Below are 12,352 nucleotides of genomic sequence, written 5' to 3' on the forward strand. Positions count from 1 at the left end.
GCCAGTGGGTCAGGGAAGTCGGCCGGACAGGACGTCCAGAAGCCGGTCGACGTCCGCCGGCGTGTTGTACAGATGGAAGGCGGCCCGCAGATGACCCGCGCGGTCGGAGACCTCGACCCCCGCGCGGCTCAACTCCGCCTGCCGCCCGCCGAGTCCGGGCACCGACACGATCGCCGACCCGGGCGCGGGCACCGGCTCGTGGCCCAGCGCGGCCAGACCCGCGCGGAACCGGTCGGCCAGCGCCAGGTCGTGGTCCCGGACCCGCGCCACGCCCAGCTCCTCGATCAGCGCCAGGGAGCGACGGGCGCCCGCGTACGAGAACAGGCTGGGGCTCTCGTCGAACCGGCGGGCGGAGCGGGCGAGTTCCTCGACCGGGCCGTAGCAGCTGTCCCATGGCTCCTCCCCCGCGACCCAGCCGGCGAAGAGGGGGGTGAGGCCGCCGAGGTCCTCCGGGACGACGAGGAAGGCCACTCCGCGCGGGCAGAGAAGCCACTTGAAGGCGACGGACACGACGTAGTCGTACGCGTCCGCCTCGATCGGCAGCCAGCCGGCGGACTGGGACGCGTCGACGAAGGTACGCGCCCCGTGCGCCCGCGCGGCCTCCCGGATCGCGGCCAAGTCGGCGATCCGTCCGTCGGCGGACTGCGCGGCGCTCACCGCGACGAGTGCCGTGCCGGGCCGCACCGACTCGGCGAGGCGCTCCAGCGGCACCTGGCGCACCTTGAGGTCGCCGCGCACGTGGAAGGGGTTCACCAGGGACGCGAACTCGCCCTCGGCCGTCAGCACCTCGGCTCCCGCCGGCAGTGCGGCGGCGATCTGACCGCTGTAGACGGCGACCGAGGCCCCGGCCGCCACGCGGCGGTCCGGCACCCCGGTGATCCGGCCGAACGCCGCCCGCGCGGCCTCCACGTCGGCGAACATGTCCTGCGGCTGCCCGGCGGCCACGGACTCCACGGCCGCCTTCATCGCGTCGACCGCTCGGGCGGGCAGCAGGCCGGTGCTGGCGGTGTTCAGATAGGTGTTCTTCGGGGCGAACTCGGCACGAACGAGGCTCTCGAAGGTTTCCATGGGACCACTGTGGGGCCGGTCGCATCCCACGTCCATTGAGATGTTTTGTGCCCTGTCCCCAAGCAACGCTTATGCATGACGTCTGACCTGCGCCGCGGCGCCCCTTCAGGGGCGCGGGGAACTGCGCGGGCAACCACAACGGACCCGCGGCCCGCGAGCCACCGCACCCCTACGGCGCTGCCCGGCGCCCTTACTGAGGCACCGCACACCCGTCCGGCCCACAAGCCTCCGCGCCGTCCGCCGCCACGACGGTGAGCGGCGCGGGCCGCTCTCCCCACGCCTGGGCGAGCGCCTTCTCGAAGACCTCCGCGGGCTGGGCCCCGGAGACCCCGTACTTGCGGTCCAGCACGAAGAACGGCACCCCGTTCGCCCCGAGCTCCGCCGCCTCCCGCTCGTCCGCGCGGACGGCGTCCGCGTAGGCGTCGGGGTCGGCCAGCACCTTGCGCGCGGCCTCCTCGTCGAGCCCGGCCTCGACGGCCAGCTCGATCAGGAAGTCGTCCGCGTCGGCGTAGACGGACCGTTCCTCGGCGAAGTTCGCCCGGTAGAAGGTCTGGAGCAGTTCGCTCTGCCGTCCCTGCTCCTTGGCGAGGTGCAGCAGGCGGTGCATGTCGAAGGTGCTGCCGTGGTCGCGGCCCTCCGCCCGGTAGGCGAGACCCTCGGCGCCCGCCTGCTCGCGGAGGTTGTGCTCGCCGGCCTGGGCCTGCGCCTCGCTCATCCCGTACTTCTTGCTCAGCATGGTGAGAACCGGCTGGATGTCGTCCTTCGCGCGGCCGGGGTCGAGCTCGAAGGAGCGGTGCACCACCTCGACGCCGTCACGGTGCGGGAAGGCCGCGAGCGCCTTCTCGAAGCGGGCCTTGCCCACGTAGCACCAGGGGCAGGCGATGTCGCTCCAGATCTCGACGCGCATGGTGTCAGCTCTCTCCAGGTCGTACGGGTACGGAGACGCCCTCCGCTTCTACGGTGGATGAACATTCAAGCAGCGCGGCTCATTCCCGGCCCGGGTCTTTCGCCCCGCCGCCCCTACCCGTCCCGTCCTCGAGGGGCCGTGCCCCTTCGACCCCCACAGCGCGCCTCCGGTGGGACTTCGCGCAGTTCCCCGCGCCCCCTTCGGGGCGCGGCCTCAGCTGCCGTTCCTCAGATCCTTCGGCCAGTTCGGGCGGAACTCGATCTCGTCGTACGTGACCACGCAGCCCTCGCCCATCGGGGACTGCGCCATGAAGCCGATCAGGGCGGCACCGCTCTCCCGCTCGCCGGCGAGGGTGAAGAGGCGGACGAAGGTCCAGCGCTTGCCGTCGCGGGAGGCGTGGAAGGCGAAGGCGCGGCCGGTGCGGCTGACCCGGAGCCAGACCGAACTGCCCTCGACGGTGAAGGAGTTGGCGTCGTCCGAATGTCCTCGGGTGACCACCGTGCACACGGTCGGCACGTCGGGGGAGTTCTCCAGGCAGAGCTTCGCCCAGGCCCGCTCCCCCACGTGCACGTACAGCACGCCCGCGTCGAACCCGGCGGCGAAGCCGACGGTGACGCGGGCGATCAGCTGGAAGTCCCCTTCCGGCGAACCCAGCAGCCGGGGTGCGTCCGACTTCGGGTCGAGCCCCTCGTCCGTGGGCGGCACGAAGCGGTCCTGCCGGGCACCGGCCCATCCGGTGAGCACCCCGTCCTCGTAGGACCAGTGCCCGTCGGGGCCATAGGTGCGAAGGGGGAAGGGGAGTTCGGGTATCTCGACGTCCATGGGGGGATTCTCGCAGCTCCCGACCCCCGTCAGCAGGCCTTTAGGGGCGCGGGGCTGCGTCGATATGCGGCTCCGCCGCGGGGCGCGAGCAACCACGACGCTCGCGCAGTCCGAAACCGAACCGAACCCCTGCGGCGCTACCGCACAGAACTAACGCTCGAGCACCCCGTTGAACCGCCGCGGCAGACCCAGCGGGTTCTCGTCCCGCAGCTCCGGCGGAAGCAGCGCCGAGGGCGCCCCCTGGTAGGCCACCGGCCGCAGCCACCGCTCGATGGCCGTGCCGCCGACGGAGGTGGACGTCGACGTCGTCGCCGGGTAGGGACCACCGTGGTGCTGGGCGGCCGCCACGGCCACACCCGTCGGCCAGCCGTTGACGAGCACGCGCCCGGCCAGCGGCGTCAGCTCGGCCAGCAGCTCCGGCCCGCGCCCGCCCTCGGCCGCCTCCTCGCCCGACACGTGCACCGTCGCGGTGAGGTTGCCCGGCAGCCGGGAGAGCACCGACTTGGCCTCGTCCTCGTCCTCGTAGCGGGCCACGACCGTGAGCGGCCCGAAGCACTCCTCCAGAAGCAGGTCGTGCTCACCCTCGACCGCCAGCTTCGCCGCGGGCACGGTGAGGAACCCGGGGCTGACCGTGTGCTCGCCGCCCGCGCCGGCCGTCACCGGCGACTCGACGTCCGGCAGCTCGGCGCGCTCGGCGACACCGGCGAGGAAGTTGTCACGCATCCGGTGGTCCAGCAGGACGCCGGAGTCGACGTCGCTGACCGCGTCGGTGAGCGACTTGAGCAGCCGGTCGCCGGCGTCACCGGCGGGCGCCAGCACCAGGCCCGGCTTGACGCAGAACTGGCCGACGCCGAGCGTCATCGACCCGGCGAGCCCGCTGCCGATCGCCTCGGCCCGCTCGGCGGCGGCGGCCTCGGTGATCAGGACGGGGTTCAGGGAGCCCAGCTCGCCATGGAACGGGATCGGCACGGGGCGCGCGGCCGCCGCGTCGAAGAGGGCGCGGCCGCCGCGTACCGAACCGGTGAAGCCGGCCGCGGTGACGAGCGGGTGCTTGACCAGCTCGACGCCCGCCTCGAAGCCGTGCACGAGGCCGAGGACGCCCTCGGGGATGCCGTGCTCGGCGGCGGCCCGGCGCAGCACGATCGCGACCAGCTCGGACAGGGCCGGGTGGTCGGGGTGGGCCTTGACGACGACCGGGCAGCCGGCGGCCAGCGCGCTCGCCGTGTCACCGCCGGGGACGGAGAAGGCGAAGGGGAAGTTGGAGGCCGAGTACACGGCCACGACGCCGAGGGGGACCTTGTAGCGGCGCAGGTCCGGGATGGGCGGGGTGGCGGTGTCGTCGGGGTGGTTGATCACCACGTCGAGGAAGGCGCCCTCGTCGACGATGTCGGCGAAGGCCCGCAGCTGGTAGCAGGTGCGGGCGAGTTCGCCGGTGAGCCGGACCGGGCCGAGCGCGGTCTCGGCGTCGGCGACCTCGACGAGCTGGTCCTTGGCCGCCTGGAGCTGGTCGGCGGCGGTGCGCAGGAAGGCTGCGCGGACCGTGCGGTCGGCGAGGGAGGCACGGGCGGCGTGCGCCGCGCGGACGGCGGCATCGACCTCCTGGGCTGTGGCCTCCACCGCAACCTGCTCGCGCTGCTTCCCGGTACGGGGGTCGACACTCCAGACTGGTGCTGCTGCCACCGCGGGTTCCTCCACGTATTTCTGGGTCGATTCCCAGGGGTATATCTGGGTCATTCACCAGCGGCGTTCGATATGCTGAACACCGTCTCTGATGATGAATATTCTGTCGGAGACTATATCTTCAGCTTCTCGCCGAACGAAGGGGTCACGGGCGATGTCGGCAGTGGAGACGGGCGGCGGGGCACAGGTCAAATCGGCGGTAAGGACCGTTGAGCTGCTCGAATACTTCGCCGGGCGCCCCGGTATGCATTCCCTGGCGGCGGTCCAGGAAGCCGTGGGATATCCCAAGTCGAGTCTCTACATGCTGCTGCGCACCCTTGTGGAGCTGGGGTGGGTGGAGACCGACGCGACGGGCACGCGGTACGGCATCGGCGTGCGGGCGCTGCTCGTGGGCACGTCGTACATCGACGGCGACGAGGTGGTGGCACTGGCCCGGCCGACGCTGGACCGGCTGTCGGACGACACCACGGAGACGATCCACCTGGCCCGGCTCGACGGCACCAACGTCGTCTATCTGGCCACCCGCCAGTCCCAGCACTATCTGCGCCCCTTCACCCGGGTCGGCCGCCGGCTGCCGGCCCACTCCACCTCGCTCGGCAAGGCGCTGCTGGCCACCCACACCGACGAGCAGGTCCGCAAGCTGCTCCCGGAGACGCTGCCCGCGCTGACGGAGCACACGATCACCGACCGGGAACAGCTGATCGAGGAACTGCGCCAGATCCGCGAGCAGGGGTTCTCGGTGGACCGCGAGGAGAACACGCTCGGGCTGCGCTGCTTCGGGGTGGCGATCCCCTACCGCACCCCGGCCCGCGACGCGATCAGCTGCTCGGTCCCGGTGGCCCGGCTGACCCCTGCGCACGAGCAGCTGGTCAAGGACGCCCTCTTCGACGCCCGCGACCGGCTGACCCTGGCGACCCGCAGACTCTGATCCGGCACCGGGCGACCCCCGTCGCGTCGATAGCAAGCCCCGGTTTCATGAAGACCCCATGAGAAATCCGGGCGAAGGGAACGACTGATCGCATCCCGCTCGTCCTTCCGGGTGCGATGAACAAGACGATCAGGCGCTCCGCCGTCTTCACCCTGCTGCTCGTGCTCGCCCTGTTGGTCAGGGCGACATGGGTGCAGTTCTACGAAGGGACGGCGCTCGCGGACGACCAGAACAACCGACGCAACGCGATCCGGACCTACGCGGACCCGCTGGGGAACATCATCGTGGCCGGCGACGCGATCACCGGGTCGGCCCGCACCAAGAACAGCGACCTCGCGTACAAGCGGACGTACAAGGACGGCGAGCTGTACGCGGCGGTCACCGGCTACGCCTCGCAGGCCTACGCGCCCACGCAGCTGGAGGGCGTCTACCAGGATCTGCTCGACGGCACCGACCTGCGGCTGAAGACCGTGATGGACACGGTCACCGGGCAGCGCGCCGAACCGGGCAATGTGATCACCACGATCGACCCGGCCGTGCAGAAGGCCGCGTACGACGCGCTCGGCGACAAGAAGGGCGCGGCCGTCGCGATCGACCCGAAGACGGGCAGGATCCTCGCGGTGGTGTCGACGCCCTCGTACGACCCGTCCGCGCTCACCGATGCCAACACCGCCGGTACGGCGTGGAAGAAGCTCAACGCGGACCCGGACAAGCCGCTGACCAACCGGGCACTGCGCCAGCCGCTCCCGCCGGGGTCGACGTTCAAGCTGGTCGTGGCGGCGGCCGCGCTGGAGGACGGGCTGTACGGCTCGGTGGACGAGAAGACCGTCAGCCCGGACCCGTACACGCTCCCGGACACCGAGACGGAGCTGTCCAACGAGAACCCGAGCGCGCCCTGCGAGAACGCGACGATCCGTACGGCGCTGCAGTACTCGTGCAACAACGTCTTCGCGAAGATGGCCGTCGACCTCGGTCAGGACAAGGTGCGGGAGACGGCCGAGAAGTTCGGCTTCAACGACCAGGCGCAGGACGTGCCGGTGCGGGCGTACGAGAGCGTCTATCCGTCGGACATGAACAGGCCCTCCACGGCTCTGACGGGCATCGGTCAGTACGACGTCACCGCGACGCCGCTCCAGATGGCGATGGTGTCGGCGGCGATAGCCAACGGCGGCGAGCTGGTCTCGCCGCACATGGTGTCGCAGATCACCGACGGCGGTGGCGACGTCCTGGAGGACTACGACTCGGAGACGGACTCGAAGGAGATCATGAGCTCCGACACCGCCGAGCAGTTGCAGTCGGCGATGCGGACGGTCGTCGAGGACGGCACCGGTACCAACGCGCGGATCAGCGGGGCGACGGTGGGCGGCAAGACCGGCACGGCCCAGCACGGCGAGAACAACAGCAAGACCCCGTACGCCTGGTTCACGTCGTACGCGAAGGCCGACGGCAAGGAGGTCGCCGTCGCGGTCGTCGTCGAGCAGTCGAACGCGGCGCGGTCGGAGGTCAGCGGCAACGGGTTGGCCGCGCCGGTCGCGAAGGCCGTGATGCAGGCGGCGTTGAAGGGCTGAAGGACCACGGGTCCACCAGGAACCACCTGAATAGGAAGGGCCGCCCTCACTCCCCCCGGAGGGCGGCCCTTCGCCTTCGTCTTCGGCTTCGGCTTCGGCTTCGGCTTCGGCTACTTCACGCCGAACAGCTGCTGGATCGGGTTGATCGCGAAGTACACCAGGAACAGCGCCGAGGTGGCCCACAGCAGCCAGTGGATCTCCTTCGCCTTGCCGAGGACCGTCTTGATGAGGACGAAGGCGAGGAAGCCCGCGCCGATGCCGTTGGTGATGGAGTACGTGAACGGCATCACCGCGATGGTGAGGAACGCCGGGATGGCTATCTCGTACCTGTCCCAGTCGATGTACTTGACCTGGGTCATCATCAGGAAGCCGACGGCGACGAGCGCGGGCGCGGCGGCCTGCATGGGGACGATGGTCAGCAGCGGGGTGAGGAAGAGCGCCACCGCGAAGAGGCCGCCGGTGATCAGGTTGGAGAAGCCGGTGCGGGCGCCCTCGCCGACGCCGGCCGCGGACTCGATGTAGGAGGTCGCGGAGGACGAGGAGGCCGCGCCGCCCGCGACGGCCGCCGCACCGTCGATCAGGAGGACCCGGCCGAGGTTCGGGACCTTGCCCTCCTCGTCGAGCAGGCCCGCCTCGGCGGTGATGCCGACGACCGTGCCCATGGTGTCGAAGAAGTCCGAGAGCAGCAGGGTGAAGATCAGCAGGACGACCGTGATGACGGTGGTCTCCCCGAACGAGCCGAAGAGGCTGAAGTCGCCGATCAGGCCGAACTCGGGAGCGGCGACGATGTCGTCGGGGACCTTCGGGGTGGTCAGGCCCCAACTCTTGATGTCGGCGATCGAGTTGATCACGATCGCAACGACCGTCATGGTCAGGATGCTGATCAGGATCGCACCCTTCACCTTGCGAGCGAGCAGCGCGACGGTCAGCAGGACGCCGGCGCAGAAGACCAGGATGGGCCAGCCGGACAGCGCGCCTCCGGCACCGAGCTGGACCGGCACGGTGGTGTTCGCGATGTCGGGGATACGGGTGACGAACCCGGCGTCCACGAAGCCGATGAAGGCGATGAACAGGCCGATACCGACGCTGATCGCCTGCTTCAGCGGCTGCGGAATGGCGTGCATCACGGCCTCGCGCAGGCCGGTGACCACCAGGACGCAGATCAGCAGGCCCTCCAGGACGACCAGGCCCATCGCGTCGGACCAGCTCATCAGCGGGGCTATCTGGAAGGCGACGACCGCGTTGAGGCCGAGGCCCGCGGCGAGCGCCAGAGGAAGGTTTCCTCCGACGCCCATGATGATCGTCATCACGGCGGCCACGAGGGCGGTGGCGGTGACGAGTTCGGCGCCGTCGAGGGTGTGGCCGTACTTGTCCTTGGCACTGCCGAGGATGATGGGGTTCAGGACAAGGATGTACGCCATCGTGAAGAACGTGGCGAAGCCGCCGCGAATCTCACGGACGAAGGTGGACCCCCGGGCGCTGATCTTGAAGAAGCGATCGACGCTGTTCGCCCCGGGCGGCTCGGCTGCGGGGCGGTCTGCCACCTTCTGTGCCTCGGACATGAACGGTGCTCCTAGTGACATGCGTGGACTACGCGCGGATGCTGGCTGGATTGTTCCTCTGTTGAACCCGATTCAGGTTTTCTCCGTGTTACGGAATCGGAGTTCTCCCTGCAAGACGGCGTTCGAAGCCGCGTACGAACCCTGCTCACGATCACTGCTACTCTTCCGGATCTCGTCGGGGGTCGACCCCGGACGATCACATGTCATCCACATGACACGCACAGCGAGCCGGCTCGGCTGCTGTGGCCGCAGCGAGAAGAGAGGTCCCGTGGGCACAGTCGTCGACGACGCAGCCTCCGTGGAGTTCCACGCCTTCTTCGAACGGCACTATGCCGAACTGTCGCGCCTCGCACACCTGTTGACGGGTGAGGCGGATGCCGCCGACGACCTGGCCGCCGACGCGTTGCTCGCGATGTGGCACCGCTGGGACCGGGTCCGCGCGGCGGACCATCCGGTGGCGTACGCCCGTGGCGTCGTCGCCAATCTGGCCCGCACCCGGATCCGCAGCGCGGTCCGTGAGCGCCGCAGGATCACGCTGTTCTGGTCGCAGCGCGAGGAGAAGACCGAGAATCCCGATGTTCCCGGCGTGGTCGACGTCCAGTCGGCGCTGCGCAGGCTGCCGTTCCGCAAGCGGGCCTGTGTGGTCCTGCGCCACGCCTTCGACCTCTCGGAGAAGGACACGGCGCTCGCCCTCGGCGTCTCGGTCGGTACGGTGAAGAGCCAGACGTCCAAGGGGATGGCCGAGTTGCAGAAGCTGCTCGGCTCCGAGGACTCGCCGAAGCGGATGCACACGGGCATCGCGGGCGGGGGTGTCACGAAACCGCGCGTGACCCGCGCGGGAGTGACCGGCACCGGAGGAAGGGAGCGATGAGGGACGTGCACGAGGAGCTGCGCGCCCGGCTGCACGAGTCGGCCGAGGCGCACGAGCCCGACCGCGCCCGCATCCTGGCCCGGATCGAGCGCGGTATGGCCGCCCCCCAGGAGCGCCCGAGCCGCAGGGCGACCCGGCCGCCGCTGTGGGGCTGGGTACGGGTGGTCACCGCCACCGCCGGCGTCGCGGGCGTGCTCGCGGTCGGCGGCTACGCGGTAGCCTCCGCGGTGAAGGGCGAACCGACGCCCCCCGCCGACCGGACGGTCGTGGTCTCCCCGACTCCGGTCGACTCCCCCGGCGCGACCAGCCGCGCCCCGGTCCCGCCGGACCGCCCGACCCCGAGCGCCGACGGGAAGCGCGAGGAGAAGCCCAGCTCGACGCCGTCGAAGAGCGCGTCGCCCAAGGGCACGCCGGTGCCGAAGCTGCCCACCTCGACGAACGAGGAGGACGGGCCGCTCCGGTCCGCCGGCGCGGTCGACCCGCACAGCAACGAATTCTGGGCGCAGAGCAACCTCACCCTGAGGACGAGCGAACAGCTCACCGAGCTGACCGTCCAGCTGAGGATCGCCCAGACCGGCGGGGTCTCCTCGTCCGGTGCCTGGCGGTCGCTGCCGGAGCAGGACTTCGACCTCACGGTCGAGGAGAGCGACGGGTTCCTGGTCTACACCTGGGTGCTCAAGGACGGACGCACGGTCCCGAAGGGCGAGTTCGTCTTCGCCGGGCAGTACAACCACGAGCGCGGCGGCCGTGACGCGAGCGGCGACCGCTACACGACGACCGCGAAGGCGGGCGGCGAGGACCTCACGGTCGGCGGCGCCTTCGAGGCCCAGGCCAAGGACGACGACTCCTCGGACAAGGGAGATTCGTAACTCGCGGTCGAGGGCGATGCGCGGTTCGAGGTCGAGGGCGATGCGCGGGTTCGAAAAGGATCCGCGGGCGCGGCAACCTTTTCTCCGCCGGTGGCGACCAGTAGGCGCAAGAGTCACCACCAGCGAGGAATCGGGCACATGAGCGCATCTGCAGAACAGCGCGTCCGGCACCGCCGTCGGGTCACCGGCCGGCGGGCCGTGACCGCGTCGGTGGCCGCCCTCGCCCCTCACGGGCGGGGCGAAGGGCGCGCTCGGGGACGGCAGTCAGGACGAGGGCCGGGACCCGATCTTCGCGTGCGGGACTCCGGCAGGCTGGTGCGCTCCTGCGGCAACTGCAGGACACAGCACCAGCGCGCGATCGTGCTGAGCGACATCGACGTCGTGGCTCCCCTGACGGCGATCGTCGGCATGATCGCCGACCACGGCGACACCGCGACTCCAACGGCTCCGGCAGGGAGCCGACAGGGCTCGGTGTGGGCACGGACCCGGGGTCACGGACGCGTTCGCGGGCGGGCGGGCGCGGGTATCCATCAATGACTGGGGCTCGCCGGTCCCGGCGGCCCGAGACAGCCGTCCACCCCTTCGCTCACCACGGGTTCGCACCGGGGGAACAACCACACCTTCCTCCACAGCGTCCCTGTAAGTGCGTGGACGTCGAACACCAGTGAGTACGACGTACTGACACTCGACATCGTCAGTGGTTCGAGCGGCACGGGCATCCTCGGCCCGGCCACCTCGTTCGACTGCCTGGACCTGTCGGCCTGAGCCCCCCTCGGCCGGCAGCAGGTGCCGACCGGAGCCCCCCTCGGGGTCGGCACGAGAAACGCCCCCCGCCGGTGACGACCGGCGGGGGGCGCCTTCTTCTCGCCCCGTCTGTTCTCGCCTTTCCTGGCTCCCGCCCCGCGCGGCAGGTCAGTTCATCGTGGCGCCGACGGCCCTGGAGCCCGTGGTGAGGAACGTCGTGATCGGCAGGGAACCGTCCGTCCGCCGGGCCGCGTACGCGGTGGCCGCGTCCGTGGAACGGAAGGCCGGCGCGGTGATGCCACTGTCCCAGTTGTTGGCGGTCGAGACCGTGCCGGAGCCCAGCTTCGCCTTTCCCGTCCCGTTGCCCACCGCCAGGTTCCGCGCCGGCCTGGCCTTGCCGGTGGCGAAGGAGAACCCGTACTCCTTGTTGGCGTAGGCCGTGTTGCGGTTCAGCAGGACCGCGCCGGTGTTGGTGTTCCCGGTGAACCCGTGCAGCGTGTTGTCCCAGGCCGCGTTGTGGGTGACGGAGTGCGCGACCGAGGCTCCGCCGCCGCCCAGCTCGAACCCGTTGCCGTTGCCCTCGAAAGCCGGGTCCTTCCAGCGGTTCCTGCCGTTGCCGAAGGCCCAGGAGTGGTCGACGGTGACGGGCGAGGAGAACTGCCAGAGGTCGAGCCCGTCGTCCGCATTGCCGTACAGGCGCGCCCCGGTGATCCTGTTGCCGGTGCCGGAGCCGAACTTCACGGCGATGCCGTCGGCGTTCCGGCCGTGGTTCGCGGCGTCGTAGTTGCCGTGGCTGTCCAGATTGCGCACGAGGTTGTCCGTGGAGCCGTCACCGCGCAGGGTGAAGCCGGAGTCTCCGTTGTTCGCGGTGACGAGGTTCTGGAAGACACCGCCGACGGAGGAGGTGGCGACGAAGCCCTCGGCCGGGGAGTTCTGGAAGGTGAGCCCCGAGACGGTCCAGTAGTCACCGTGGATCGCGGCGAGCCAGGAGCCGGCGGGCAGGGCCGATCCGTCGACCTTGACCTTCTCGCTGCCGTACGCGGTGAGCGTGATCCGGGCGGAAGGGGTGCCGTTCGCCGTGGACTTCAGCGTCCGTGTGGGCCGGTAGGTGCCGCCGCGGACCTGGATGGTCGTACCGGCGACGGCGTCCGCCAGGGCCGACTCCAGCGCGGGGGTGCTGGAGACCGTGACGGTGGTGCCGGCGGCCTGGGCGCCGTCGTGCGCGAGGCCCAGGTGGACGCCGCCCGCCCCCGCGGCGACGGACACGGCGGCGGCGACCGACAGGGTCCCGGTTCTTCGGTGGCGCCCGTAGGTCTGACGCACGGGATTCCTT

General features: G+C 70.6%; 11 protein-coding genes. 5 read left to right on the forward strand and 6 right to left on the reverse strand.

What is annotated here, in order from left to right:
- Positions 1 to 9 precede the first annotated feature (9 nt).
- From GWK25_RS29455 to GWK25_RS29470, 4 genes are all read right to left on the reverse strand, one after another.
- On the reverse strand, positions 10 to 1,068 hold the full coding sequence (locus GWK25_RS29455; RefSeq protein WP_215454430.1) for an aminotransferase class V-fold PLP-dependent enzyme: 1,059 nt from the start codon (positions 1,066 to 1,068) through the stop codon (positions 10 to 12).
- Positions 1,069 to 1,258: 190 nt separating this feature from the next.
- Positions 1,259 to 1,975 carry a DsbA family oxidoreductase gene (locus GWK25_RS29460; protein ID WP_215454431.1) on the reverse strand — a complete coding sequence of 239 codons (717 nt, stop codon included), beginning with the start codon at positions 1,973 to 1,975 and terminating at the stop codon, positions 1,259 to 1,261.
- A 213-nt stretch (positions 1,976 to 2,188) separates the two neighbouring features.
- Positions 2,189 to 2,797 carry a DUF1349 domain-containing protein gene (locus GWK25_RS29465; RefSeq protein ID WP_215454432.1) on the reverse strand — a complete coding sequence of 203 codons (609 nt, stop codon included), beginning with the start codon at positions 2,795 to 2,797 and terminating at the stop codon, positions 2,189 to 2,191.
- A gap of 150 nt (positions 2,798 to 2,947) precedes the next feature.
- Positions 2,948 to 4,477, reverse strand: a complete 1,530-nt coding sequence (locus tag GWK25_RS29470) for an aldehyde dehydrogenase (NADP(+)) (RefSeq protein ID WP_215454433.1) — start codon at positions 4,475 to 4,477, stop codon at positions 2,948 to 2,950.
- 154 nt (positions 4,478 to 4,631) lie between these two features.
- Here GWK25_RS29470 and GWK25_RS29475 point away from each other — a divergent pair, with 154 nt between their 5' ends.
- A complete protein-coding gene (locus tag GWK25_RS29475) occupies positions 4,632 to 5,405 on the forward strand; it encodes an IclR family transcriptional regulator (RefSeq protein ID WP_215454434.1) in 774 nt (257 codons plus the stop codon).
- Between the two features lie 116 nt (positions 5,406 to 5,521).
- On the forward strand, positions 5,522 to 6,973 hold the full coding sequence (locus GWK25_RS29480; RefSeq protein ID WP_215454435.1) for a penicillin-binding protein 2: 1,452 nt from the start codon (positions 5,522 to 5,524) through the stop codon (positions 6,971 to 6,973).
- A gap of 110 nt (positions 6,974 to 7,083) precedes the next feature.
- On the opposite strand, the gene GWK25_RS29485 is transcribed toward GWK25_RS29480, so the two are convergent.
- The gene (locus GWK25_RS29485; RefSeq protein ID WP_215454436.1) at positions 7,084 to 8,535 is read right to left on the reverse strand and encodes an NCS2 family permease; all 1,452 of its coding nucleotides are present in this window, start codon (positions 8,533 to 8,535) and stop codon (positions 7,084 to 7,086) included.
- Positions 8,536 to 8,803: 268 nt separating this feature from the next.
- Between GWK25_RS29485 and GWK25_RS29490 the strand changes: the two genes are divergently transcribed.
- The 3 genes from GWK25_RS29490 to GWK25_RS29500 all read left to right on the forward strand — a co-directional run bounded on the left by GWK25_RS29490 (position 8,804) and on the right by GWK25_RS29500 (position 10,812).
- Complete coding sequence (locus tag GWK25_RS29490) at positions 8,804 to 9,406, forward strand: SigE family RNA polymerase sigma factor (RefSeq protein ID WP_215454437.1); 603 nt, start codon at positions 8,804 to 8,806, stop codon at positions 9,404 to 9,406.
- On the forward strand, positions 9,403 to 10,275 hold the full coding sequence (locus GWK25_RS29495) for a hypothetical protein (protein WP_215454438.1): 873 nt from the start codon (positions 9,403 to 9,405) through the stop codon (positions 10,273 to 10,275). The genes GWK25_RS29490 and GWK25_RS29495 overlap by 4 nt, the downstream gene beginning before the upstream one ends.
- 138 nt (positions 10,276 to 10,413) lie before the next feature.
- Entirely contained in the window at positions 10,414 to 10,812 is a 399-nt protein-coding gene (locus tag GWK25_RS29500) for a pectate lyase (RefSeq protein WP_215454439.1), read from the forward strand.
- Between the two features lie 375 nt (positions 10,813 to 11,187).
- Here GWK25_RS29500 and GWK25_RS29505 read toward each other — a convergent pair whose 3' ends face one another.
- A complete protein-coding gene (locus GWK25_RS29505) occupies positions 11,188 to 12,342 on the reverse strand; it encodes a right-handed parallel beta-helix repeat-containing protein (protein WP_215454440.1) in 1,155 nt (384 codons plus the stop codon).
- Between the last annotated feature and the right edge of the window lie 10 nt (positions 12,343 to 12,352).

The organism is Streptomyces sp. ATCC 21386 (genome assembly GCF_018728545.1).
Lineage (GTDB): Bacteria > Actinomycetota > Actinomycetes > Streptomycetales > Streptomycetaceae > Streptomyces.